This window comes from Thermomonas sp., assembly GCF_041905325.1.
In the GTDB taxonomy this organism is placed as follows: domain Bacteria; phylum Pseudomonadota; class Gammaproteobacteria; order Xanthomonadales; family Xanthomonadaceae; genus Thermomonas.
Genome location: NZ_JAYRLK010000001.1, coordinates 294,893 through 320,104 on the forward strand (window position 1 = coordinate 294,893; position 25,212 = coordinate 320,104).

The 25,212-nt window shown below is 68.6% G+C and carries 23 protein-coding genes; 8 read left to right on the forward strand and 15 right to left on the reverse strand.

Annotated elements, in window-relative coordinates; genetic code table 11:
* Positions 1-59: 59 nt before the first annotated feature.
* Positions 60-1,730 carry a urocanate hydratase gene (gene hutU, locus ACE3OK_RS01315; protein ID WP_374247707.1) on the reverse strand — a complete coding sequence of 557 codons (1,671 nt, stop codon included), beginning with the start codon at positions 1,728-1,730 and terminating at the stop codon, positions 60-62.
* Positions 1,731-1,866: 136 nt separating this feature from the next.
* Between hutU and ACE3OK_RS01320 the strand changes: the two genes are divergently transcribed.
* From ACE3OK_RS01320 to ACE3OK_RS01330, 3 genes are read left to right on the forward strand one after another with little or no spacing between them, the layout of a single operon-like run.
* The gene (locus ACE3OK_RS01320; RefSeq protein ID WP_374247708.1) at positions 1,867-2,448 is read left to right on the forward strand and encodes a TetR/AcrR family transcriptional regulator; all 582 of its coding nucleotides are present in this window, start codon (positions 1,867-1,869) and stop codon (positions 2,446-2,448) included.
* Positions 2,432-3,868, forward strand: a complete 1,437-nt coding sequence (locus ACE3OK_RS01325) for a nitrilase-related carbon-nitrogen hydrolase (RefSeq protein ID WP_374247709.1) — start codon at positions 2,432-2,434, stop codon at positions 3,866-3,868. The genes ACE3OK_RS01320 and ACE3OK_RS01325 overlap by 17 nt, the downstream gene beginning before the upstream one ends.
* Before the next feature lie 55 nt (positions 3,869-3,923).
* A complete protein-coding gene (locus ACE3OK_RS01330; protein ID WP_374247896.1) occupies positions 3,924-5,165 on the forward strand; it encodes an ectonucleotide pyrophosphatase/phosphodiesterase in 1,242 nt (413 codons plus the stop codon).
* A 1-nt stretch (position 5,166) separates the two neighbouring features.
* Here ACE3OK_RS01330 and hutG read toward each other — a convergent pair whose 3' ends face one another.
* On the reverse strand, positions 5,167-6,117 hold the full coding sequence (hutG, locus tag ACE3OK_RS01335) for a formimidoylglutamase (RefSeq protein ID WP_374247710.1): 951 nt from the start codon (positions 6,115-6,117) through the stop codon (positions 5,167-5,169).
* A gap of 84 nt (positions 6,118-6,201) precedes the next feature.
* On the opposite strand from hutG, the gene hutI reads away from it, so the two are divergent.
* Together hutI and ACE3OK_RS01345 are read left to right on the forward strand one after the other, a co-directional pair.
* Positions 6,202-7,425 (forward strand): imidazolonepropionase, encoded by a 1,224-nt coding sequence (hutI, locus tag ACE3OK_RS01340; protein ID WP_374247712.1) that lies wholly within the window; start codon positions 6,202-6,204, stop codon positions 7,423-7,425.
* A gap of 17 nt (positions 7,426-7,442) precedes the next feature.
* Positions 7,443-8,636 (forward strand): dipeptidase, encoded by a 1,194-nt coding sequence (locus tag ACE3OK_RS01345; RefSeq protein ID WP_374247713.1) that lies wholly within the window; start codon positions 7,443-7,445, stop codon positions 8,634-8,636.
* Between the two features lie 63 nt (positions 8,637-8,699).
* Here the strand turns inward: ACE3OK_RS01345 and ACE3OK_RS01350 are convergent, their stop codons facing one another.
* Both ACE3OK_RS01350 and ACE3OK_RS01355 read right to left on the reverse strand, forming a co-directional pair.
* A complete protein-coding gene (locus ACE3OK_RS01350) occupies positions 8,700-8,870 on the reverse strand; it encodes a 30S ribosomal protein THX (RefSeq protein ID WP_374247714.1) in 171 nt (56 codons plus the stop codon).
* A gap of 73 nt (positions 8,871-8,943) precedes the next feature.
* On the reverse strand, positions 8,944-9,363 hold the full coding sequence (locus ACE3OK_RS01355; RefSeq protein WP_374247715.1) for a MerC domain-containing protein: 420 nt from the start codon (positions 9,361-9,363) through the stop codon (positions 8,944-8,946).
* 72 nt (positions 9,364-9,435) lie between these two features.
* Here ACE3OK_RS01355 and ACE3OK_RS01360 point away from each other — a divergent pair, with 72 nt between their 5' ends.
* Positions 9,436-11,445, forward strand: coding sequence for a TonB-dependent receptor (locus ACE3OK_RS01360; protein WP_374247716.1), 2,010 nt, complete (start codon positions 9,436-9,438; stop codon positions 11,443-11,445).
* Between the two features lie 16 nt (positions 11,446-11,461).
* Here ACE3OK_RS01360 and ACE3OK_RS01365 read toward each other — a convergent pair whose 3' ends face one another.
* Both ACE3OK_RS01365 and gltX read right to left on the reverse strand, forming a co-directional pair.
* Positions 11,462-11,947, reverse strand: coding sequence for a transcriptional repressor (locus ACE3OK_RS01365; protein ID WP_374247717.1), 486 nt, complete (start codon positions 11,945-11,947; stop codon positions 11,462-11,464).
* 7 nt (positions 11,948-11,954) lie between these two features.
* Complete coding sequence (gene gltX / locus ACE3OK_RS01370; protein ID WP_374247718.1) at positions 11,955-13,370, reverse strand: glutamate--tRNA ligase; 1,416 nt, start codon at positions 13,368-13,370, stop codon at positions 11,955-11,957.
* Positions 13,371-13,451: 81 nt separating this feature from the next.
* On the opposite strand from gltX, the gene lpxH reads away from it, so the two are divergent.
* Positions 13,452-14,174, forward strand: a complete 723-nt coding sequence (gene lpxH, locus ACE3OK_RS01375; RefSeq protein ID WP_374247719.1) for a UDP-2,3-diacylglucosamine diphosphatase — start codon at positions 13,452-13,454, stop codon at positions 14,172-14,174.
* Positions 14,175-14,267: 93 nt separating this feature from the next.
* Here the strand turns inward: lpxH and ACE3OK_RS01380 are convergent, their stop codons facing one another.
* The 9 genes from ACE3OK_RS01380 to ACE3OK_RS01420 all read right to left on the reverse strand — a co-directional run bounded on the left by ACE3OK_RS01380 (position 14,268) and on the right by ACE3OK_RS01420 (position 23,980).
* Positions 14,268-15,071, reverse strand: coding sequence for a ferritin-like domain-containing protein (locus ACE3OK_RS01380; protein WP_374247720.1), 804 nt, complete (start codon positions 15,069-15,071; stop codon positions 14,268-14,270).
* A 112-nt stretch (positions 15,072-15,183) separates the two neighbouring features.
* Positions 15,184-16,653, reverse strand: a complete 1,470-nt coding sequence (purF, locus tag ACE3OK_RS01385) for an amidophosphoribosyltransferase (protein ID WP_374247721.1) — start codon at positions 16,651-16,653, stop codon at positions 15,184-15,186.
* Between the two features lie 27 nt (positions 16,654-16,680).
* A complete protein-coding gene (locus ACE3OK_RS01390) occupies positions 16,681-17,700 on the reverse strand; it encodes an SPOR domain-containing protein (protein ID WP_374247722.1) in 1,020 nt (339 codons plus the stop codon).
* A gap of 60 nt (positions 17,701-17,760) precedes the next feature.
* On the reverse strand, positions 17,761-19,038 hold the full coding sequence (folC, locus tag ACE3OK_RS01395) for a bifunctional tetrahydrofolate synthase/dihydrofolate synthase (protein WP_374247723.1): 1,278 nt from the start codon (positions 19,036-19,038) through the stop codon (positions 17,761-17,763).
* A 10-nt stretch (positions 19,039-19,048) separates the two neighbouring features.
* A complete protein-coding gene (locus ACE3OK_RS01400; protein WP_374247724.1) occupies positions 19,049-19,693 on the reverse strand; it encodes a histidine phosphatase family protein in 645 nt (214 codons plus the stop codon).
* Positions 19,694-19,754: 61 nt separating this feature from the next.
* Entirely contained in the window at positions 19,755-21,905 is a 2,151-nt protein-coding gene (locus tag ACE3OK_RS01405; protein WP_374247897.1) for a S46 family peptidase, read from the reverse strand.
* A gap of 117 nt (positions 21,906-22,022) precedes the next feature.
* A complete protein-coding gene (locus ACE3OK_RS01410; RefSeq protein WP_374247725.1) occupies positions 22,023-22,982 on the reverse strand; it encodes a diguanylate cyclase domain-containing protein in 960 nt (319 codons plus the stop codon).
* Positions 22,979-23,596 (reverse strand): hypothetical protein, encoded by a 618-nt coding sequence (locus ACE3OK_RS01415; protein ID WP_374247726.1) that lies wholly within the window; start codon positions 23,594-23,596, stop codon positions 22,979-22,981. Before ACE3OK_RS01415 ends, ACE3OK_RS01410 begins: the two co-directional genes overlap by 4 nt.
* Before the next feature lie 3 nt (positions 23,597-23,599).
* The gene (locus tag ACE3OK_RS01420; protein WP_374247727.1) at positions 23,600-23,980 is read right to left on the reverse strand and encodes a response regulator; all 381 of its coding nucleotides are present in this window, start codon (positions 23,978-23,980) and stop codon (positions 23,600-23,602) included.
* A 197-nt stretch (positions 23,981-24,177) separates the two neighbouring features.
* Between ACE3OK_RS01420 and tdh the strand changes: the two genes are divergently transcribed.
* On the forward strand, positions 24,178-25,212 hold the full coding sequence (gene tdh, locus ACE3OK_RS01425; RefSeq protein WP_374247728.1) for an L-threonine 3-dehydrogenase: 1,035 nt from the start codon (positions 24,178-24,180) through the stop codon (positions 25,210-25,212).

Sequence of the window (25,212 nt, forward strand, 5' to 3'; positions counted from 1 at the left end):
CGGCGCCGTCAGCCGCTACCCGTGCCATCGGCTGGGAGCGGGCCATCCGTGCCGCCCGATCACAGCATCGGCAGCTTCAGGCCCTGCTCCCGGGCGCACTCCTGCGCGATCGCGTAGCCCGCGTCGGCATGGCGCATCACGCCGGTGCCGGGGTCGTTCCACAGCACGCGGGCGATGCGCTTGTCGGCCGCTTCGCTGCCATCGCAGACGATGACCACGCCGCTGTGCTGCGAGTACCCCATGCCGACGCCGCCACCGTGGTGCAGGCTGACCCACGTCGCGCCACCGGCGACGTTGAGCATGGCGTTGAGCAACGGCCAGTCGGAGACCGCATCGGTGCCGTCCTTCATCGCTTCGGTCTCGCGGTTCGGCGAGGCCACGCTGCCGGAATCCAGATGGTCGCGACCGATCACCACCGGCGCCTTCAGCTCGCCGTTGCGCACCATCTCGTTGAACGCCAGGCCCAGCTTGTGGCGCAGGCCCAGGCCCACCCAGCAGATGCGCGCCGGCAGGCCCTGGAAGCTGATCCGTTCGCGCGCCATGTCCAGCCAGTTGTGCAGGTGGGCATCATCCGGAATCAGCTCCTTGACCTTGGCATCGGTCTTGTAGATGTCCTCCGGATCGCCGCTCAGCGCGACCCAGCGGAACGGGCCGATGCCGCGGCAGAACAGCGGCCGCACGTAGGCCGGCACGAAGCCGGGGAAGTCGAAGGCGTTCTTGCAGCCTTCGTCGAACGCCATCTGGCGGATGTTGTTGCCGTAGTCCACGGTGGGCACGCCGGCGGCATGGAAGGCCAGCATCGCCTCCACGTGCACGCGCATCGACTGCTTCGCCGCGTCGCGCACCTTGTCGGGATTGGCGGTCTGCTCGGCCAGCCACTGCTCGACGCTCCAGCCGATCGGCAGGTAGCCGTGCACCGGGTCATGCGCGCTGGTCTGGTCGGTGACACAGTCCGGGCGCACGCCGCGCCGCACCAGCTCCGGCAGGATGTCGGCGGCATTGCCGAGCAGTGCGATGGACTTCGCCTCGCCCGCCTTCGTGTAGTGCTCGATGCGGGCCAGCGCGTCGTCGATGTCGGCGGCCTGCTCGTCGACGTAGCGGGTGCGCAGGCGGAAATCGATACTGCTCTGGCGGCATTCGATGGTGAGGCTGCACGCGCCGGCCAGCGAGGCCGCCAGCGGCTGCGCGCCGCCCATGCCGCCCAGGCCGGCGGTGAGGATCCAGCGGCCCTTCAGCGAGCCGCCGTAGTGCTGGCGCCCCATCTCCACGAAGGTCTCGTAGGTGCCCTGCACGATGCCCTGCGAGCCGATGTAGATCCACGAACCGGCCGTCATCTGGCCGTACATCATCAGGCCCTTCTTGTCGAGCTCGTTGAAGTGCTCCCATGTCGCCCAGTGCGGCACCAGGTTGGAGTTGGCGATCAGCACCCGCGGCGCGTCGGCATGGGTGGGGAACACGCCCACCGGCTTGCCGGACTGCACCAGCAGGGTCTCGTCGTCGCCCAGCGTCTTCAGCGTCTCGAGGATCCTGTCGTAGCAGTCCCAGTCGCGGGCGGCGCGGCCGATGCCGCCGTACACCACCAGGTCCTCCGGCCGCTCGGCCACTTCCGCGTCCAGGTTGTTCTGCAGCATGCGGAACGGCGCTTCGGTGAGCCAGCTCTTGCAGCTCAGCTGGTTGCCGCGCGGTGCGCGGATCTTGCGTGACGGATCGTGGCGGTTGCTGACGGTCATGGCGCGCTCCGGGGGCGAACGGGAATGGCGAAAAGTCTGCGCCGCATCCGCGCACGTCGCCAGCAGGAAAGCGTCCGATTGGCCGCATTCCGGCCCCTGCTTGCACGAATTCCGCCAACTTGTTTACACTGTAAACATGAAGCGCCCCGACACCACTGCCCGCATCCTCAATGCCGCCCGCGCGCTGTTCGAGCGCGAAGGCGCGGATGGCGTGAGCATGCGCAAGGTGGCCAACGCGGTCGGCCTCAGCGCAATGGCCATTTACCGCCACTTCGACAGCCGCGAGGCGTTGCTCAAGCGCATCAGCGATGACAGCTTCCACGAGATCGCCCGTCACTGGGACGCGCACCGCCACGGCAGCGACCCGATTACGCGCCTGCTGGCCACCCAGCGCATCTACCTCGATTACGCGCTTGCACACCCGCACTTGTTCGACCATGCGTTTTCGGTGCGCCGCGAGGACGCGCGCAAGTTCCCGGAAGATTTCCAGGCCCGCCTGTCACCCACCGCCAACGTGGTGCATGACGTGGTGGTGGAAGCATTGCAGCACGGCCTGCTGCGCGATGGCGACCCGTGGGACATCACCATGACGTTGTGGGCACACGCGCACGGACTGATCGCGCTGTACCGCGCGGGGCGCTTCAGCTTCGACGACAAGCAGTTTCGTGCGTTTTATGACACTTCGATGGAGCGACTGCTCGATGGCCTCAAATCCTGATCCCCTGCCGCGCTGGGCACTGCCGCTGGCCACGCTGGCCAGCGCCTTGGCATGGTGGTTCGGCAGTGGCCTGCACCCGCTGTGGTGGGCGGCATGGCTGGCGCCACTGCCCTTGCTGCTGTGCGCCGCACGCAGCCGCGCGCGTTGGATGGCCCTGGCCACATGCGTCGCTTTCGCCACCGGCGGGGCCCACATGTGGCGCTACCTGCACGACGTGATCGGGCTTCCACTGCCGGTGTGCCTGTCCGCCATCCTGCTGCCGGCCCTGCTGATGGTGCCTCCGGCGCTGTTGTGGCGCGCAGGGGCGCGGCGTGGCCACGCACTTGCCGCGCTGCTGGCGTTTCCTCTGGCCACCACCGGGCTGGCCTGGCTGGGTGCGGCGACATCACCGCACGGCACCTTCGGCCTGCTGGCCTACTCGCAATCGGACGCCTTGCCGGTGCTCCAGATCGCCGCGTTGACCGGCCCGTGGGGCGTGGGCTTCCTGGTCTGGCTGCTGCCGTCACTGCTGGCGCTGGCAGCGGCTCCCGGTCTCCGTGCAGGCAAGCGCGCCGGTGCAATGCTGGCCGGCGGCGTACTGCTGGTGGCAGCACTGGGCTACGGCACCTGGCGCCTGCATGCGGACGCGCCCGCCGCGCATATCCGCATCGGGCTGGTCAGCATCGGGGATTCGAAACAGGCGCAGACCGATCTGGGCGCAGCCGAAGGCCGGCACCTGCTGGCAGCCTATCTTACCGAAATGGAACGCCTGTCCATGCGCGGCGCGCAGGTCATCGTTGCTCCGGAATCCGCCCTGCTGGTGCGTGCGCAGGCCATCGCCCCGCTGCAGGCGCTGGCCACGCGCCGCAACGTGCGCATCCTCGTCGGCGCGGAAGACCACAGCGACCCGCAGCGCAAGCACAACGCCGCGCTGCTGTTCACGCCGGCACGGGTGCAACCGCAGGCCTATTTCAAGCGCCATCTGATCCCCGGCTTCGAGGATCGCTACACACCGGGCACCACGGATGCCGTGTTGCCCGGCAACCCGCGCATCGGCATGGCGATCTGCAAGGATCTGGACTTCACCACCACCGGCCTTGCGCACGGGCGGATGGGTACGCAGCTGCTGTTGGTGCCGGCCTGGGATTTCGGTGACGACGCATGGTTGCATGGGCGCATGGCCATTCTGCGCGGCGTGGAAAACGGGTTCGCCATCGCCCGCGTCGCCCGCGATGGCAACCTCACCCTCAGCGACAGCCGGGGCCGCGTGCTGGCACAGGCCTCCGCCGTCGGCCGCACCACGGCGACCACCCTGCTCGGCGACCTGCCCCTGCACGACACGCCAACCCCGTACTCGCGCATCGGGGATGTGTTTGGCCCACTGTCCCTGTGCCTGGCCGGCCTGCTGGGCATTGCCTTGCTGGTCCGCCGCCGGACATGACTGCGTGTGCAATCCCGCCCTACCTCGTACCGACATCCCATCGGGCTATCATCGCCTGATGCACGCTTTCTTCCGCCTCGGTGCACTGGCGCTGTCCCTGCTCGCTGGCGGCTGCGCCTCCGCCCCCGCCATCGCACCTGCCACCAGCGTGATCCTGGTGTCGGTGGATGGCCTGCGCCCCGTCGACGTCAACGCGGCGCAAATGCCCAACCTCGATGCACTGGGCAATGCCAACGTGCGTGCCGATGGCATGCAGCCGTCCTATCCGGCCCTCACCTTCCCCAACCACTACGCGCTGGTGACCGGCCTGCGCCCGGACCACAGCGGCATCGTGCACAACATGATGGCGGACGAAACACTGGGCCACTTCCGCACCAACAACCGCCGCGGCATGGACCAGCCCGGTTGGTGGAATGGCGTCCCGGTGTGGGCCAGCGCGGTGCGTGCGGGGCAGCCTGCGGCCGTGTTGTACTGGCCCGGCAACCAGGTGGAAGTGGCCGGCCGGCGCACATGGCAATGGCGTGCCTACCAGAAAAACACCCGCGCGAACGACAGCATCCGGCAGGTCCTGCAATGGCTGGATGCCGCGCCGGCCCTGCGCCCGCGCTTCATCGCCGTTTACCTGGACCAGGTGGACGAAGCCAGCCACACGCACGGCCCGGGCTCCGCACAGGCCGCAAGCGCCCGTCACGACGTGGATGCGGCGCTGGGCGACTTGGTCGCCGGCCTGCGACAACGCGGGCGGCTGGACGCGGTGAATCTGGTGGTCGTCTCCGACCACGGCTTCGACACCGTGCCGCCGGGGCAACTCCTGCCCACCGAAGCCATGGCACCCGCGGATGTGGCCACGGTGGTGAGCGATGGCCAGGTGGTCGAATTCACCCCGCGTCCGGGCAAGACCGCCGAGGCCGAGCAGCACCTGCTGGGGCGGCACGAACACTTCGCCTGCTGGCGCAAGCAGGCGTTGCCGGCGCACTGGCACTACGGCAGCAACCCGCGCATCCCGTCCATCGTGTGCCAGATGGATGCGGGTTGGGACGCCCTGGAACCGAGGAAATACGCGCTCCGCCAACAGGGCCCGGCCACCACGCGCGGCTCGCACGGGTTCGATCCGGCGCTGCCATCGATGCGCGCCACCTTCATCGCCGCCGGCCCCGCGTTTGTGCAGGGCGTGCGCTTGCCGGTGTTCGACAACGTCGACGTCTACCCGCTGTTGATGCGCCTGTTGCAGCTGCCGCCGGAACCCAACGACGGCGACATCGCACCGCTGCTGCCGGCGTTGCGCGTGCGCCCCTGAATCAGCAGCGCACGCGCATCGCCGCATGGGTGACGCGGTGGATCAGGCGCGCCGCCACCCGCGCGGTGACATTGTCGCGGTCCAGCGGCGGCGACAGTTCGGCCACGTCCATCAGCCGCAGCTTGCCGCTGGCGGCGATCACGTCCAGCAGCGGCTCCACCACTTCCATCGGCACCCCGCGTGCAGCCGGGGCGCTGACGCCCGGTGCCATCGCATGCGGCAGGCCGTCGATGTCGATGGTGAGATACACCACATCGACCTCGGCTAGTTTCGCCTTCAATTCGTCCAGCCGCGCCGGCAGCTCCCAAACGCCCAGTGCATCGTCGCAAACATAGTGCACGCCCAGTGCATCGGCGGTGTCGAACAACACCCGCGTGTTGGCCGCGGCGCTGATGCCATAGGCCAGGTACTGCAGCGGCAGGCCGATGCTGCGAGCGTGCTCGATGGCTTGCAGGAAAGGCGTCCCCGAACTGCCCTGCTCCTGCTTGCGCAAGTCGAAATGCGCGTCGATGTTGACGATGGCCACGCGCGGCCGCTGCAGCCCCAGCGATTGCGCCAGGCCTTGATAACTGGCGAAGGCGATTTCGTGGCCACCGCCCAGGCCCACCACGAAGTGACCGGCGTCCAGCAACGCGGCCATGGCGTCGGCATAGCGCGCCTGCGCACCCTCCAGGTCGCCATCGGTGCAGGCCACGGTGCCGGCGTCGTACAGCGGCACCTCGTCCAGCGTCGGCAGGTTGGACAGCATCCTGCGCAGTGCCGCCGGCCCTTCCGCAGCACCAACGCGACCATGGTTGCGGCGCACGCCTTCATCGCAGGCAAAGCCCAGCAACGCCACACCCGACGCGGCTCCGGCTTCCGGCGCGCGCACCCACTGGTGCCACCGCCGGGTGGAAGCATCCTCGGGTTGATCGACGCGCCCGCTCCAGCCATCCAGCCCACTGCCTGCCATGTTCACGCTCCTGCCTGTGCAGCGCGCATTGTAGCCAGCGCCGCCACGCATCCTGTCCTCACACTGCGCGCTTACAATCCGGACATGGACACGATCACTCGCTGGGACGGACTGCTGCTGGGCCCCTCGCTGGCCACGCTGGAGGGAGCCGCCGGTTACGGCACCATCGAAGATGGCGCACTGGCATGGAAGGACGGGCGGATTGCCTTTGTCGGCGCAGCCGCGCAACTGCCGGGCACGCCCACCGCATTGGCACACGAAGTGATCGAAGCGCGCGGCTGGGTCACCCCGGGGCTGGTCGATTGCCATACCCACGCGGTGTTCGCCGGCCACCGCGCCGCCGAATTCGAGATGCGGCTCAACGGTGCCAGCTACGAGCAGATCGCCCGGGCTGGCGGCGGCATCCTCTCCAGCGTGCGCGCGGTGCGTGCCACCAGCGAGGAACATCTGTTGCAGCAATCCATCCCGCGCGTGCATGCGCTGCTGCGCGACGGCGTCACCACGGTGGAGATCAAGTCCGGTTACGGGCTGGATTTCCCCAACGAACGCAAGCTGTTGCGGGTGGCGCGCCAGGCCGGGCAGCGACTGGGGCTGGATGTGCGCACCACCCTGCTGGCCGCGCACGCATTGCCACCCGAGTTCGCGGGGGATCCCGACGGCTACATCGACGCCGCCATCGGCTGGCTGCCGCAGTTGCATGCCGAAGGACTGGTGGACGCGGTGGACGCGTTCTGCGAGGGCATCGGTTTTTCCCCCGCGCAGACGCGGCGGATGTTCGCCGCCGCGCGCGCGCGCGACCTGCCGGTGAAACTGCACGCCGACCAACTCAGCGATCTCGGCGGCGCGGCGCTGGCGGCCGAATTCGACGGCCTGTCGGCCGATCATCTCGAGTACGCCAATGAAGACGGCGTGCGCGCGATGGCCGCGCATGGCACGGTGGCGGTGCTGCTGCCCGGGGCGTTCCACGTGTTGCGCGAGACGAAGCTGCCGCCGATCGACCTGCTGCGCGAGCACGGCGTGCCGATGGCGGTGGCCACCGACTGCAACCCCGGTACCGCGCCGCTGCTGTCGCTGCGGCAAGCGATGCAGCTGGCCTGCACGCATTTCCACCTGACCCCGGAGGAAGCCCTGCGCGGTGCCACCGTGCACGCCGCCCGCGCCCTGGGCCTGCACGATCGCGGCAGGTTGCGCGTGGGCATGCGCGCCGACATCGTGCACTGGCGCATCGACCATCCCGCCGAACTCTGCTATTGGTTGGGCGGCGACCTCGCCGAAGCCGTGCGGGTTGCCGGCACCCGTCTCGTCTGATTGCCCGGAGCCTTCACATGCGCCTGACCCTGCTTGCCACCTGCCTGCTGCTGGCCGGTTTCGCCCACGCCCAGGATGCCGCCACCCGGCTGGCCGATGACGCGGTGATCGTCGATACCCACATCGATGCCCCGACCGAGCTGCTGGACCACTGGGCAGACCTGGGTGGCGAGGTGAAGGGGCGCGAATTCGATTACGTGAAAGCCCGTCGCGGCGGGCTGGACGTGGCGTTCATGTCGATCTACACCTCTCCCGAGCAGGACGCCGCCGGCACCGCCTGGCAGACCGCCAACGCCATGATCGACGCGGTGGAAGCGCTGGCGCAGCGGCACCCCGGGAAATTCGCCCTGCTCACCTCCCCGCGCGACGTCGACCGCCTGCGCCAAGGGGGCCGCGTGCTGCTGCCGCTGGGCATGGAGAACGGCGCGCCGCTGGGCGATGACCTGGCCAACGTGCAGTTCTTCTTCGACCGCGGGGTGCGCTACATCACCCTGGCGCACAGCGCACCCAACCGCATCGCCGATTCCTCCTACTCCCCCGCCAAGACCTGGAACGGCCTGAGCCCGTTCGGCCGCCAGGTGGTGGCGGAGATGAACCGGGTCGGCATCATGGTGGATGTCTCGCACCTGGGTGACGCCTCGGCGCTGGAAGCCATCCGCATCAGCAAGGTGCCGGTGATCGCCAGCCATTCGGCCTTCCGCCACTTCACCCCCGGCTTCGAACGCAACATCAGCGACGCCATCGCCAAGGCGGTGGCCGCGTCCGGCGGCGTGGTGCAGGTGCCGTTCGGCACCATGTTCATCAGCCCGGAAAGCGCCGCCGACGGGCAGGCCTACTACGCCGCCCGGCAGGCGTTCGACCGCCGCAACGCCGAACTTCTGGCGCAGGGCCAGCCGGTGCTGGATCAGGCCGCGTTCCAGCGCGACTGGGCACCCAAACACCCGCCGCGCGGCAGCACGCTGGCGCAGGTGCTGGACGAAATCGACTACGGGGTGAAGCTGATCGGCATCGACCACGTCGGCATCGGCTCCGATTTCGATGGCGTGGGCGGCGAACTGGCCGAGGGCCTCAAGACGGTGGCCGATTACCCGCAGCTGGTGGCCGGGCTGCAACAGCGCGGCTACCGGGAGGCCGACATCCGCAAGCTGCTGGGTGGCAACCTGCTGCGCACCTGGCGGGCCATCGAGGCCGGGGCGCAACCGGCCCGCTGAGGGCCACCACAACGCGAAAGCCCCGCCGAGGCGGGGCTTTCGATGGCACCGGAACCCGTGGGATCAGGCGGCGGCTTTCTTGACCGCCTTCTTCGCCACGGCCTTGCCAGCGGCCTTCTTCGCCACCGGGGCGGCTGCGGCACCAGCGGCCTTGGTCACGGCCTTCGGTCGCGCATTGCCATAGCTGGCGTTGTAACGCTTGCCCTTGGCCGTCTTGCGGTCGCCCTTGCCCATCGTCGTACTCCTGGAATCGAATCGTTGTGAATGTGGATCGCGCCGCGCGCGAGGCCGGCGATTCTACCACGCCTCAGTGGACGCAGCGGACGCCGTGCCGGTGGCCATGCTGGTAGCCGTGGTTCAGCCGCAGGTTGACCAGATGCGCCAACCCCACCAGCGCACCGCCCGTGGTCATCACCAGCGCATGCGGCAACACCGAGTGATGCAAGGGGGCGTACAGGATCGCCGCCCACAACGCGGCCAGCCCCGGCACCAACAGCGCCAGCGCGCGCAGGATGCGGTGGCGGCGATAACTCCACGCCAGCACCGCCACCCCGAACAGACTGGCGAAGGTGATGAACACGGCTTCCACCCCGTCCCCCAGCCACAGTGCCACCCCGAACGCCGGCAATGCCGCGATCAGCAGCGGCAACACCGCGCAATGCAGCGCGCACACCAGCGAGCCGGTGGCACCGATGCGATCGAGCAATTGCAGGCGACGTGGCGACATGACCTTCGACCCGGGAACTTTCCGCAAGTGTAACTGTATAACATCACCTCTTCCACCCCACCGACGTTTCCGATGCGCGCTCCCCCTTGCCGCCGTACCCCCCTGTCCCTGTCCCTCGCACTGCTGCTACTGGCGCAGGCACATGCGCAGGAAGCCCCCCCGCCCGCCAGCGACGCGCGCCACCCTCCCGGCGGGCAGGACGCCGAGCACATCAAGGAAATCCATGGCCTGGTGGTGACCGGAAATGCCACGCGCGACACCGTCGCCACCCTCGCCAAGCCGACGGAAACCCTGTCCGGCGAGCGTCTTGACGAAGCACGCGCCGCCACCCTGGGCGACACCCTCGCCAGCCTGCCCGGCGTGCAAAGCACCAACTTCGGCCCCGCCGTGGGCCGGCCGATCCTGCGCGGCATGGAAGGCCCGCGCGTCAACGTCCTGACCGACGGCATGGCCACCCAGGATGTCTCCACCGTGAGCCAGGACCATGCCCCGGCGGTGGAACCCTTCCTGGCCGACCGCATCGACCTGCTGCGTGGCCCCGCCGCCCTGCTGTACGGCAGCGGCAGCATGGCCGGCGCGGTCAACCTAGCCGATGGCCGCATTCCCGAAGACGCCATCGACAACGGCTTCAGCGGCCGCGCCGAGACGCGCTTTTTCACCGGCAACCAGCACGGCACTACCAGCATGGCACGCATCGACGGCGGCACGGACCGCTACGCCCTGCACGCCGATGCGGTGTACCGGCACATGCCGGACATGCGCACGCCACTGGGCCGGCAATGGAACGCATGGATGCAGTCGCAGTCGGCCGCGCTGGGCGGCTCGCTGTTGGGGGACTGGGGCTATGCCGGCCTGTCGGCATCCCGGCTCGAAAATGCCTATGGCAACCCCGGCGAGCCCGATGTCCGCATCAAGCTGCGCCAGCAGCGGGTGGATGCCAAGGGTGCGCTGCGCGACCTGTGGGGAGACGGCAATGGCCTGCGTTTCGGGTTTTCCCACACCGGCTACCAACACACGGAATTCGAAGGCGACACGCCCGGCACCGTGTTCCGCAAGAACGCCAACGAAGGCCGGCTGGAAGCCAGCTTCGGCCATCCCGGCGGCTGGCAGGGCGTGTTGGGCATGCAGGCGGCACGCAGCGATTTCGCCGCCCTCGGCGAAGAGGCGTTCCTGCCCGCCACCCGTACCCGCAATGCCGCGGCTTTCGGGCTGGCACGCCGTACGCTGGGTGCGCTCCAACTGGACATGGGCGGGCGCATCGAGCACACCACCAGCACGCCGGCGAATGCCGCCAGCCACCACGCCACACCGGTCAGTGCGGCACTTGCCGGGAGCTGGGCGCTGAACGCGCACTGGAAACTGAGCGCGAACTTCGACCACGACGAGCGCGCACCCGGTGAGGAAGAGCTGTTCGCCAACGGCCCGCATATCGCCACCTTGGCCTATGAAGTGGGCAGCGCGCAGCTGCGCAAGGAAGCGGCCAACCAGTTCGAGCTGGGCCTGCATTTCCACTCCGGGCGGGTGGATGCCAAGCTGTCCGCGTATCGCAACCGCTATCGCGACTTCATCCACCTCGCCGACACCGGCACCACCTGGCATTGGGACGCGGAAGACCGCGACTTGCCGGTGCTGGCATGGGCGCAGCGTGACGCCCGGTTTCGCGGACTGGAAGCCGAAGTCAGCATGCATCTGGCCGAAAACGACAGCGGTGACTGGGATGTGCGTGTGTTTGGTGACCGCGTGCGCGCCACCTTCACCGATGGCAGCAATTTGCCGCGCATCGCACCGGCCCGCATCGGCAGCCAATTGCGCTGGAGCCACGCCGGCTGGCGGGCATCATTGGGGGCCACCCGTACCCAGCAGCAAGCCGATGTGGCGTTGAACGAAACTCCCACCGCCGGCTACACCTTGATGGATGCGCACCTCACCCGTCATTTCGATACCGGCAATCTGGGCTGGGAGGTGTTTGCCGATGGCAGCAACCTCACCCACCAACTCGCCCGCGTGCACACCTCGTTCCTCAAGGACGCGGTGGCCCTGCCGGGCCGCAGCGTGGCCTTCGGGGTGCGGGTGTTCTTCTGAGGCCTGCGCCCGACGCTCACGCGGCCTGTGCGCAGCGCGCGCACAGGCCATGCACTTCCAGCGTCTGCGCCTGCGGGGCAAAGCCCAGCGCGCGGGCGGCGGCATCCAGGGTGGCGACGATGCCGGCGTCCTCCAGTTCGGTCGCCGAGTGGCAGCGGTTGCAGATCAGGAACGGCACCGAATGCTGCGCGGCATTCGGATGGTGGCACGCCACGAAGGCGTTGATCGATTCCAGCTTGTGGATGAAGCCGTTGGCCAGCAGGAAGTCCAGCGCGCGGTACACCGTGGGCGGCGCGGCGCTGCCTTCGGCATCGCGCATCTGGTCCAGCAGGTCGTAGGCCTTGATCGGCCCGCGTGCCCGGGCGATCAGCTCCAGCACCCGCGTACGCGGTGCGGTGAGGCGCAGGCCACGATCACTGCACGCATGCTGCACCGCCCCCACGAACGCGGTGGCGTCGTGGACGTGGTGGTGCGGCTCGGTGCAAGCATGCGGCGCGCTCATGCGCGGATTATGCCGCCGAATCCCCACCCGGCAGCATGGCCAGCGCGGCGTCGATCCGCGCCAACGCCTCGTCGCGCCCGCACAGGTACACCGTCCAGCCGATGTCGGGGCTGACCACGCTGCCGGTGATCGCCACCCGCAGCGGCTGCGCGATCTTGCCCATGCCCAGCCCCAGCGCTTCGGCAGCGGCCTTCACCGCATCATGGATGAGCTCCGGCGTCCATTCCACCAGCGCCGCGAAACGCGCACGCACTTCGTCCAGCGGGCCACGGGCTTCGGGCTTGAACTGCTTGGCCACCGCCGCGTCGTCATACGCCGTCAACGGCTGGAACCACACGGCGGCTTTCTCCGCCATTTCCTTCAGCGTCTGTGCGCGCTCGCGCAGGGCAAGCACCAATTCTTCCGGCTTCGGCCCCTTGTCCAGGTCATAACCGGCGTGCCGCAGATGCCAGCGCAGGTGCCCGGCCACGGCTTCGGGGGCGTCGGTCTTCAAATACTGCTGGTTGAGCCAGCCCAGCTTGGCCGGGTCCATCCGTGCGGCCTTGGCGTTGACATCCGCCAAATCGAACAACGCCTGCATTTCCGCGACCGAGAAAATCTCCTGGTCGCCATGCGACCAGCCCAGCCGCGCCAGATAGTTGAGCAGCGCATGCGGCAAATACCCCATGTCGCGGTACTGCATCACGTCGGCCGCACCGGTGCGCTTGGACAGCTTGGCACCGTGTTCATCGAGGATCATCGGCAGGTGCGCGAAATGCGGCACCTTTGCGCCCAGCGCCCGGTAGATGTTGATCTGGCGCGGGGTGTTGTTGACGTGGTCGTCGCCGCGCACCACGTCGGTGATGCGCATGTCGATGTCGTCCACCACCACCGCGAAGTTGTAGGTGGCGTAGCCGTCGCTGCGGAAGATCACCAGGTCGTCCAGCTCGCTGTTGGCGATCTCGATGCGGCCCTTGACCTTGTCCTCCCAAGCCACCACGCCATCCACTGGATTCCTGAAACGGATGACCCGGTTCGGGTCGTCGCGCCAGCCCGCGTTGGCGTCGCGGTAGGCGCCGTTGTAGCGCGGCTTCTCGCCCGCGGCCGTCGCCGCCTCGCGCATCGCCTCGAGCTCTTCCTTGGTCTCGTAGGCGTAGTAGGCGTGGCCGGACGCGACCAGCTGCTCGGCGACTTCCCGGTAACGGTCGAGGCGGTGGGTCTGGTAGATCGGGCCCTCGTCGTAGTCCAGGCCCAGCCAGTCCATCGCCTGCAGGATGGCGTCGATGGCCGCCTGCGTGCTGCGCTCGCGGTCGGTGTCCTCGATGCGCAGGATGAACTGCCCGCCCTTGCGGCGCGCTTCCAGCCAGCAGTACAGCGCGGTGCGCGCGCCGCCGATGTGCAGGTAGCCGGTGGGGGACGGGGCGAAACGGGTGCGGACGGTCATGGGGTGCCACGGGGCTGTCGGTAGCCGGCGATTTTACCCCGACGCCCGCGGCGGGTCCGGGCGGGGTTCTACAATCGCGGGATGAGCACCCTGTTCGTGTCCGACCTGCACCTCGACCCCGACCGCCCGGAGATCACCGCGCTGTTCGGCCGCTTCCTCGACGGCGAGGCGCGTGGCGCCGACGCGCTGTACATCCTCGGCGACCTGTTCGAAGCCTGGGTGGGCGACGACGACCCTTCGGACGCCGGCGCGTTCGTCGCCGACCGCCTGCGCGCGCTCGCGGAATCAGGCGTCCCGACCTACTTCATCCGCGGCAACCGCGATTTCCTGCTCGGCGACGCTTATGCGGCGCGTGCCGGCATGACCCTGCTGGACGACCCCACCGTGGTCGACCTGTACGGCACCCCCACCCTGCTGCTGCACGGCGACCTGCTGTGCACCGACGACACCGTCTACCAGCAGTTCCGCGCGCAGACGCGCGACCCGCAGTGGCAGGCGCAGTTCCTCGCGCAGCCGCTGGCGGCGCGGCTGGCCTTCGCCGCGCAGGCCCGCGCGGCCAGCCAGGCCCGCTACGGCGAGCTGGTGGCCAAGGGCATGGCGGAAACCGTCGGCGACGTCGCATCGGCCACCGTGCAGGCGTGGTTCGAACGCTTCGGCGTCCGGCGCATGATCCACGGGCACACCCACCGCCCGGCGATCCACGATGAGGGCCACGGCCGCACCCGCATCGTGCTGGGCGACTGGTACGAGCAGGGCTCGGTGCTGCGGGTGGATGCGGGTGGGTTTGCGTTGGTGGCGCTGTAGGCCCCCCTCACACCAAGCCTCTCCTCCGCAGGCGGGGGAGAGGGGGCTGAAAGCGCCGCGCCCCAGTGCCACCGGGCCGTCCGCCTGAAAGTTTCAGTCGGCCGCGTCCAGCAAGCTCTCCAGCTCTTCCAGATCGAACCCCGCTTCCAGCCGCGCCTCGGTGTTGAACGGCTTGTGCAGCACGCCGCTGGCGTATTCGCGCAGCAGCGCGCGGAAGCGTGCGCGCGGTTCGATGCCGGTGCGTTCGCAGTGCCAGCGGTACCAGCGGCTGCCGGCGGCGACGTGGCCCACTTCCTCGCGCAGGATCAGCGCGAGGATGTCGGCGGTGGCGGCGTCGCCCAGCGAACGCAGCTTCACGATCATCCCCGGGGTGACGTCCAGCCCGCGCGCTTCCAGCACCCGCGGCACCAGCGCCATGCGGGCCAGGCCGTCGTGTGCGGTCTTCTCCGCCATCTCCCACAGGCCGTTGTGGGCGTCGAAATCGCCGTAGTCGTGGCCGAAGTCGCGCAGGCGTGCGCGCAGCAGGTTGAAGTGGCGCGCCTCGTCGTTCGACACCGAGACCCAGTCCGCATAGAACTCCGGCGGCATGCCGCGGAAGCGGTAGACCGCGTCCCAGGCCAGGTCCATCGCGTTGAACTCGATGTGCGCCACCGCGTGGATGAAGGCGGCGCGGCCCTCGTCGCTACCGAAGCCGCGGCGCGGCAGGTCGCGCGGGTGCACCAGCGTCGGGCGCGCGGGCCGGCCCGGCATGCGGATCGGTTCGGGCGGCGGCGCGCCGTCGGGGATCGCCAGTTCGCCGCGCGCGAACGCGGCGGCCATCGCCAGCGTCAGCGCGGGCTTGTCGTCCGGCGTGGCGGCGTCGAGGCAGGCGCGGGCGGCGTCGAACAGGCTTTTCATTTCGACAACGACAGAGTCACAGGGCGCATGTCGGGGAAGCGTTTCAACCGAGCGAGTATCGGGGAGCGAATTGAAACGCTTCCCCGGCATGCGCCCGGCAAGAAACCGACGCCTACGACGCTCTCCGCTTCTTCTTCGCCTCGTCCGACCGCAGCTGCTGCAGCCGCTCGAAGTAGTCGGCGTCGATCCCGGTCACGTATTCGCCGTTGAAGCACGAGCTGTCGAACTTGCGGCCCGGGAACTTCGGTCCGGCAACGGCGGCTTCCAGGTCGGACAGGTCCTGATAGATCAGCCAGTCGCAGCCCAGCAGCTGTTCGATTTCCTTCTCGCTGCGGCCGTGCGCGACCAGTTCCTCGCGCGACGGCATGTCGATGCCGTACACGTTGGGATGGCGGACCGGCGGCGCTGCCGAGGCCAGATAAACCTTCTTGGCGCCGGCGTCGCGGGCCATCTGCACGATCTGCTGCGACGTGGTGCCGCGGACGATCGAATCATCCACCAGCAGCACCACGCGGTTGCGGAACTCCAGCGGGATCGGGTTGAGCTTGCGCTTCACCGACTTCGCGCGCTCGCCCTGCCCCGGCATGATGAAGGTGCGGCCGACGTAGCGGTTCTTGATGAAGCCCTCGCGGTACTTCACGCCCAGCGTGTTGGCGATCTCCAGCGCGGAATCGCGGCTGGTGTCCGGGATCGGGATCACCACGTCGATGTCGTGGTCGGGCCGCTCGCGCAGGATCTTCTCGCCCAGCGTCACGCCCATGCGCATGCGCGCCTTGTGCACCGAGATTTCCTCGATCATCGAGTCCGGGCGCGCGAAGTACACGTACTCGAAGATGCAGGTGGCATGCGACGCGGCGGGCGCGCATTGGCGGGCGTGCAGCTGCCCTTCGTCGGTGATGACGATGCCCTCGCCCGGCGCGACGTCGCGCACGCGCTCGAAGCCCAGCACGTCCAGCGCCACCGATTCGGAGGCAACGATGTACTCGTCGCCACCCGCGCCGCTGCGCTTGCCCAGCACCAGCGGGCGGATGCCGTGCGGGTCGCGGAACGCGACCAGCCCCAGCCCCAGCACCGCGCAGACCACCGCGTAGCCGCCCTTGGCGCGGCGGTTCACGCCTTCCAGCGCGGCGAACACGGCGTCCGGCGTCAGCACCCTCTGGGTGTCCAGTTCGTGTGCGAACACATTGAGCAGGACTTCCGAGTCGGAGCCGGTGTTGACGTTGCGGCGGTCCTGTTCGAACACCTCGCGGCGCAGCGCCTCGGTGTTGATCAGATTGCCGTTGTGCGCCAGCGCGATGCCGAACGGCGAGTTGACGTAGAACGGTTGCGCCTCGTCGCTGCCTTCGCTGCCGGCGGTGGGGTAACGGCAATGCGCGATGCCGGTGTTGCCTTCCAACAGGGCCATCGCCTTGGCGTCGAACACGTCGCGCACCAGCCCGTTGCCGCGATGCACGCGCAACCGCGTACCGTGCGCGGTGGCGATGCCGGCGGCGTCCTGGCCGCGGTGCTGGAGCACGGTCAGGCCGTCATACAACAGCCCGGCCACTTCACTGTGGCCGACGATTCCGAGAATGCCGCACATGGGGAATGTTCCTGTGGAATTTGCGAATCAGGGGTGCGGACGCACCATGCCGTCCTTGCCCGCGTCCTTGAGTTTGGCCTTCAGCGCATCGGCCTCGGCGCGAGTCAGTACCGGCCCCACGCGCACGCGGGTCAGCGCGCCATGCGGGCCGGGAACGGTATCCGTGAACGCGTTGAACCCGGCCTTGCGCAGCGCATCACGCTGGGCAGTGGCATCGGTGGAAGAGGCGAAAGCCCCGATCTGCACCACGAAGCCGGTTCCGGCTGGATTGGCCGGCTTGGCCGGCGGCGGCTCGGCCTTGGGCATCTCCGGCTTGCCGGCCGCGGCGGGCTTGGCCGGCTCCGGTTTAGCGGCCGGCGGCACGGCGGGCTTGACCGGCTCCGGCTTGCTGGCCACCACCGGCTTGGCCGGTTCCGGCTTCGCTTCGGGCTTCGCTTCGGGCTTGGGCTCCGGCTTTGCCGGCACCGCCGCAACCGTTGCAGGCTCGGCGGCCACCGCCGCATCCAGCGTCACCACCTTGGCCACCACGTCGCCACGCACTTGCCCGGCGCGCAGGCGCGCGGACTCGGCGGTGGCCTGGTCGGCAAACGGCCCGATGCGCACCCGCTGGGCCTGCCGGCTGCCCAACGTGACGGCTTCGCGATACCCGGGCAAGCCGCTGGCACGCAGCGCGGCAAGGACCTTGTCGGCATCGGCCTCATTGGCGTAATTGCCGAAACTCACCGCAAAACCGCCTGCCGCCACCGCCGCGAGGGAAGCGCTGGCAGGGTCCGCCGAGGCGGCCGTCGGTGGACTTGCGGGCGCGGCATCCGGCAACGTGCCGGGCATGCCGGACACGCCATTGGCCGGTGCGGCGGCGGGTGCGGCCAGCGGCAAATCCTGGGTCACCATGCCATCGGCCGATTTCGGCTCCGCCGGCACCCGCAGGGACACGTCGGACACGCCGCTGTCCGGGGCGGGACCCTTGACCAGCATCGGCAGGAAGATCACGCCCAGTGCAATCAGCACGACCGCGCCGATCAGGCGCTGTTTCAGCGAAGCATCCATCGGGATTCCGTGGTGAAGGGCGCGGTGGGAGGGCGAATTATACCGGCGCGCGCGCCGCGGTCAGCCGGCGGCGTTCAGGTAGACCAGAGCTTGCGCGGCGGCATGGAACGAACCGAACACCAGCACCCGCCCACCGGCACCGGCGGCGGCCAGGGCGGCCGTCAATGCCGTTGCCACGTCGGCATGGCAACGGGCACCCTCGGCGGCGGTGCCGCGCAGGCGCTGCGCCAGTACCGCCACGTCGGTGCCGCGTTGGCCCGCGCCCAGCGACCCCGCCAGTTGCCAGGCGTCCACGCCGGCCGCCAGTGCCGCTACCACCCCGGGGGCGTCCTTGTCGGCCAAAGCGGCATACACCGCCTGGGTGGGCCGGCGCGGCTGCGCGTGCAACCACTCGGCCAGGGCACGCGCGGCCTGCGGGTTGTGGCCCACGTCCACCAACACTTCCACGCCATCGCGTTCGAAGCGCTGCAAGCGGCCCAGCACCAGCGCATTGGCCACGCCCTCCTCGATCGCGCCCCGCTCGATGCGCAGCTTGAGTGCGCGCAACGCAGCGATGGCGCAGGCGGCGTTGCGCAATTGCACCGGCGCCGCCAATGCCAGCATCGGCATCGGCAATTCGATCGAATACCCCACTTCGCGCCAGCGCCAGTGCTGCGCATCGATGGGCTCCGCGAAGAAATCATTGGCGATCCGCCACGCCGGCGCACCGATGGCATAGGCATGGCGCAACACGCTGGCGGGCGGATCGTCGTCGCCCAGCACCAGTGGCTTGAACGGACGGGCGATGCCGGCTTTTTCCCGCCCGATCGCTTCGATGTCATGACCCAGCCAGTCCTGGTGGTCCAGGTCGACGGTGGTGATGATGGCGGCGTCGGCGTCGACGATGTTCACCGCGTCCAGCCGCCCGCCCAGGCCCACTTCCAGTACCGCCAGGTCCAGCTGCGCGCGCTCGAACAACCACAACGCGCACAGCGTGCCGTATTCGAAATAGGTCAGCGGGGTGTCGCCGCGCGCGGCCTCCACCGCCTCGAAGCCTTCGACCAGCGCGGGGTCGTCCGCCTCCACGCCATCGATGTGCACGCGCTCGTTGTAGCGATGCAGGTGCGGCGAGGTGTAGGCACCCACCCGCAGCCCCTGCGCGCGGGCGATCGCCTCGACGAAGGCCACCGTGGCGCCTTTGCCGTTGGTGCCGCCCACCGTGACCACGCGCTGCGCCGGTCGCCCCAGCCGCATGCGCCCGGCCACCGCGCGCACGCGCTCGAGGCCCAAGGCGATGGCGGCGGGATGCTGGGCCTCGATGAAGGCCAGCCAATCGGAAAGCGTTCGCGTCATCGACATAGTGTGCCGCCTACAGCGCCCGATGTTTGGCCTCGCCGAAGAACGGCGTGTGATGCGCGCAGTCGTTCAGGCGCACCACTTCCAGCGCATCCACGTCATCGCCTTCGAGCAGGTTCAGCGTGGTCGGTGCTTGCCGGAAGGTCCACAGCCTGGCCAGCGGCAAGCCGAGGATGCGCGCCAGCAGCACGCGGTTGACGGCATCGTGGGCCACCACCAGCAGGGTATCGTCCGCGCCCAGGCCGGCGCAGGCCCGCGCCAGTGCCGACCAGGCGCGCTCCAGTACCATCTGCAGCGACTCGCCACCCGGCATCAGCACCGACTCGGGGGCATCCCGCCAGGCTTGCAGGCGCAGCGGGTCGCGCTGGGCGATCTCGCTGGCCAGCAGGCCTTCCCATTCGCCGTGGGCGATTTCCAGCAGGCCCGCATCGAAGCCCAGCATCGGCACGCGAGCCTCGCCCAGCGCCAATTGCGCGGTACGGGTGGCGCGCGCCAGCGGCGAGGCCACCGCGCGGTCGATGCGCACACCCTGCAAGCGTTGGCCCAGTGCCGCCGCCTGTGCCAGCCCGACGTCCGACAGCGGGATGTCCACCTGGCCCTGGTAGCGCCCCTCGGCATTCCACGGTGTTTCGCCGTGACGGGCAAGCAGGATCTTCATGCGCGGCAGCCTCGATTGGTGCGGCGCACAAGCCTAGCAGAGCCCGACCGGTGCTGCGTCTTCACTCCGCCGGCAACTGCATTTCCTGCAGCAGGTTCCGGGCCGGGTAGACCTTGGCCAGCAGCCAGCGCAGGTAGCGCATGTCCACGTGGATCGCGCGCTTGTAGCGCGGGTCGTACATCCAGCTGGCACTGACCGCTTCCCAGTTGGAATCGAAGTTCAAGCCGATCAGCTTGCCCTGCGCGTCCAGCACCGGCGAGCCGGAATTGCCACCGGTGGTATCGAGGTTGGTCAGGAAATCCACCGTCTGGGTGCGCAGCTCCGGGTCGGCGGTACTGCCGAAATCCCCCTTGGCAATGGCCTCCAGCAACGGCTTGGGCGCATTGAACGGCACCACGCCGGTGTGCTTTTCGACAATGCCGGCCACCGTGGTGAGCGGGCGATAGTCCACGCCATCGCGCGCCGACAGCGGGCTGACCTTGCCGAAGCTCACCCGCAAGGTGGAATTGGCATCCGGGTACACCGCCTTGCCCTGCGACGTGCGATAGGCAATCAAGGCCTGCATGTACGCCGGCCGCAGGCGCAGCAATTCACCGGCACGCTGCTTGGCTTCGGCCTCCAGCCGCAGCAGCGCCGGCTGCAGGGTGGCGGCGGCCCTCAGCAAGCTGTCGTCGGACGCAGCCAACGCGGCGGCATCCTGCTGCATCGCCGCCAGCCGCACGGCCTCGTCACCCAGCCGGGTGCCCGCGTACAGGGCCTCCAGCCGCTGCGCCGCCTCGGCCTCGCTGGCACCGAACACGGCATCGAACTCGGCCACCCGTTGCGCCTGCGGCAACGCGTAATAGCGCTGCAACGCGTAACGCAGGGTGGCCTTTTCCACGTCCGCATCAAAGCGCCGCTGCAACTGCTTCAGGCCGCCGGCGATCATCGCCTCGTCGCGCTGCTGGTAGCCGCTTTCACGCTGGGCGTCGGGCTTGCCGCGCTCCAGCGCCAGCCGTTGCAGTTGCACCGCCGCACCCAGCAAGCCCGGACGCAGGAAGGGCAGCACCAGGTCACGCGCACGGTTGGCTTCGCCGGCATCCAGTTGCTGCTGCAAGGCGCGGATGCCGGCCTGTTCGGCCTTGGTGCCCGGCTGCTTGCCCAGCCACGCCAGCATCGCCTTTTCGTCTTCGCCGCGCACGCGGATGGCATCGCTGCGGCGCAAGCCTTCCAGCTCGCCCTGCGCGCGCTTGAGGTTGTTCTTCAGCGAGGCCACGGTGGAGGCATACAGCACCACCTTGTCGGGGTGCCCGGCGGTCGCCTTGTCGATGGCCTGGATCATGCCGTCGAGCAACGCCACCCGGTTCGGCAGCAGCCAGTCGATCTGACTGGCGAATTCCGACGCGGTGCGATGCCGGAACGTCACCCCCGGGTAGCCGGCGATCATCGCGAAATCCCCCGCCTTCACCGGCGCGGTGGACACCGACAGGTGCGCCGGTGGCTGGTAGGGCACGTTGTCCTTCGCATAGGGCGCGGGCTTGCCGTCCTTGCCGACGTAAGCGCGATAGAAACTGAAGTCGCCGACATGGCGCGGCCACACGAAATTGTCGATCTCGTCGCCGTAGTTGCCGATCGACACCGGCGGTGCATACACCAGCCGCACGTCCTTCAATTCCAGTTGCTTGATCAGGTAGAACTCGCTGCCGTAGTACATGTCGGCCACGCTGCAACGGTGCCCAGCATCGGCCTCGCACTGCGCCACCGCCGCTTTCTTCGCCGCATCCACCGCATCGAAATACGCGCGCCCGGTCTTGCCCCTGGCATCGGCGAGGATGCGGTCGGTGATCTTGTCGAAGCCCACCGTCACGTAGATCCGTGCCGCCGGCCCGGCGGAGACTTCCTCGGCCGGCGTGCGGGCGATGAAGCCGTTTTCGATGAGGTTGTTCTCCGGGGTGGAGTTGAGCTGGATCGCCCCCATCGCGCAATGGTGGTTGGTCACCACCAGCCCCTGCGCGGAGACGAAGCTGGCGGTGCAACCGCCCAGCGACACCACCGCCGCCAGCGGCGCACGGGTAACGTCGGCAAGCGCGGCGGGGTCGCCTTCGAAGCCCGCCCCCCGCAAGGCGTTCGAAAGCTGCGGCAATTGCGCGGGCATCCACATGCCTTCGTCGGCCTGCGCCGCGCCGGCGGCAAGGGTCAGGGCCAGCGAGGCGGCCAGGGTACGGATTCGCATCATCGAAACTCCATGCACGGCAAACGGCTATTACACCATCCCGCAGGTCCGCCGACGCGTGACCATGGTCAGGGCCGGGGCCGGGACACGCACGCCACCGGCCTGCACGGGCACCGCTCAGTCCACTGCCACCCGGTTGCGGCCACCCTGTTTCGCGCGGTACAGGGCGGCATCGGCGGCCGCCATCAGGGCCTGCCCATCGGCATCCGTCTGCGGCACCCGGGTGCACACCCCCACGCTGATGGTCACGCAATTCGCCACCGGCGACTGCACATGCGGCTCGCCCAGCGCCTGCACGCTTTCGCGCAGCCGTTCGGCAATCGCACTGGCCATGGCGGCACCGATGCCGCTGGCCAGCATGATGAATTCCTCGCCGCCATAGCGGGCGAACACGTCGGTGGCCGCGCGCATCTGCGTCATCAGTGCCGCAGCCACGCGCTTGAGCACGCGGTCGCCTTCCAGGTGGCCGTAGTGGTCGTTGTATTGCTTGAAATAATCGATGTCGATCATGAACAGCGACAGCGGTTCATGACTGCGGCGGACGCGCTGCAACGCCAGCACGAAGCTTTCGTCGAAGAAGCGACGGTTGTGGATGCGGGTCAGGTCGTCGGTGACCACTTGCCGCTTCAATGCTTCGGAATGCGACAGCAGGATCCGTTCGCGCCGGATCGAATGGCTGGCATCGCTGACCTGGATCAGGCAGGCGCGGTTGCCGTCCATCGCCGCGACCGGCGTCATCACCACCGATTGCACCATCCTTGCCGGTGCCGCGTCGCCAGTGCCGGCAGGCTCCTGGAACAGCGGCAGCGGGGAACGATGCAGGGCGCTCGACAGCACCGCCGGCAGTCCGTATTCGATGACGTGACCCAGCCGCAGCCGGAACCCCGCCGGCAGTGGTTGCGGGAACAACGCCATGAAATCGGCATGGAGTGCGCGCCCGGCCTCGATGCCGCTGTGGCGCGCCATCCAGCGGTTCCACAACCGGACCTTGAGATCCGCATCCACCACCGCCAGCCCGAAGGCCAAGCTGTCGAACACGACATCGGCGGACACGGCCCCGGGCACCGCCTCGTTCATGCGATGCCACTGAGATAGCGCTGGATGTGCGACACCAGCTTGTTGAGGGATGTCGAGCTGAGCAGGAAGATCAGCCGCCCCGACGCATGGTGCTTCTCGATCAACAGATCGATGTGCAGCACCAGCACGTAGGTGTCGTCCTGCTCACCGGCGGCAAGCCGGGCGGAGATTTCCCGCGGCGACGACACCGCATAGGTCGGCAGGGAGCTGTTCAGGGTGATCCCCAGCATGTCGGCCATCGCCGACAGGCAGGCGTTGAGGATGATGTTGCCCAGCTCGCTCATGGCCTCCTGCTCGAACTCGGCCAGGTCCTCCAGGCTGATCTGCGACCCCATCATGTCGCGCACGATGCCCAGCGCGTGATCTTCGGCGAACAGCAGCACCGCCTCGGCATCGAACGGGCCGTCGAACACCTGGCTGACTGCCGCGAAGCGCGCATTGGCCATCGCCAGCACGCGCTCGTCGATCGCACGCGCACGCAGCACCTCGAGCGCGGGCACGGTCAGGCGCACCTCGTCGCCGACGATTTCCGACAGACTCAGCGCAGCGCGCCCGGCACCGACGTTGAAGATCTCGGTGAGCGCATCGATTTCGATGTCGGTCAGTACGGCCACGGCCTACCCCATGAAGTACTGCAACGCCTGCGCGATCGACTTTTCGGTCACCGGCTTGGGCACGAACACCGCCCCCAGTTGCTGCGCGCGGCCCTGCACGGCCTCCTGGATGTTGGCGGTGAAGATGGCGATGCGCACCTGCGGGTGCGCTTGCAGGATCGCGGCGGCGGCATCGGTGCCCAGCATCCCGGGCATGTTGACGTCCATCGTGCAGTAGTCGGGCACGCCGCGACCGACCTGCGCGATCGCCTCCTCGCCGGTACCTGCCTCGATCACCTGCCACTGCGGGCACGCTTCGAGGATGTGCGCCTTGATCACCATCCGCGACACCTTGCTGTCATCGACGACCAGCAACGTCTTGCGGGAATCCGACTGGATGGTCATGTACAAACATCTCCCTGTCTCTGCGGCTGCCTGCAACCCTGCCTTTACGGCCTTTCCACGCATTCCTGAAGCCCGTGGGCGACGCATCCGTCGTTCCTCATCGTCTTCCATGTGAACGCAGGTCCGTGGAAACCCCGGACGGGCACGTGGGTTCAGCCGCTATAATCACCTCCGGTTTCCCTGCATGTTCCCGGCCAATGACACAGACGATGAAGGCGCTGGTCAAGCGCGAAGCCGCCAAGGGCATCTGGATGGAGCAGGTGCCGGTGCCGGCACCCGGCCCCAACGAGGTCCTGATCAAGCTGGAAAAGACCGCGATCTGCGGCACCGACCTGCACATCTACCTGTGGGACGACTGGAGCCAGCGCACCATCCAGCCGGGGCTGACCATCGGCCACGAGTTCGTCGGCCGCATCGTGCAGCTGGGCTCGGCCGTGACCGGCTACGAGCTTGGCCAGCGCGTCTCGGCGGAGGGGCACATCGTCTGCGGCCATTGCCGCAACTGCCGCGGCGGGCGTCCGCACCTGTGCCCGAACACGGTGGGCATCGGCGTGAACCGCAACGGCGCGTTCGCCGAATACATGACCATGCCGGCCAGCAACCTGTGGCCGATCCCGGACCAGATCCCGTCCGAGCTGGCCGCGTTCTTCGATCCCTACGGCAACGCCGCGCACTGCGCGCTGGAGTTCGACGTGATCGGCGAGGACGTGCTGATCACCGGCGCCGGCCCGATCGGGATCATTGCCGCGGGCATCTGCAAGCACATCGGCGCGCGCAACGTCGTGGTCACCGACGTCAACGACTTCCGCCTCAAGCTGGCTGCGGACATGGGCGCCACCCGGGTGGTGAACGTGTCCAACACCTCGCTGAAGGACGTGATGGCCGACCTGCACATGGAAGGCTTCGACGTGGGCCTGGAGATGAGCGGCAACCCGCGCGCCTTCAACGACATGCTGGACTGCATGTACCACGGCGGCAAGATCGCGATGCTCGGCATCATGCCCAAGGGCGCGGGCTGCGACTGGGACAAGATCATCTTCAAGGGCCTGACCGTGCAGGGCATCTACGGCCGCAAGATGTACGAGACCTGGTACAAGATGACCCAGCTGGTGCTGTCCGGCTTCCCGCTGGGCAAGGTGCTGACCCACCAGCTGCCGATCGACGAGTTCCAGAAGGGTTTCGACCTGATGGAACAGGGCAAGGCCGGCAAGGTGGTACTGAGCTGGCTGTGA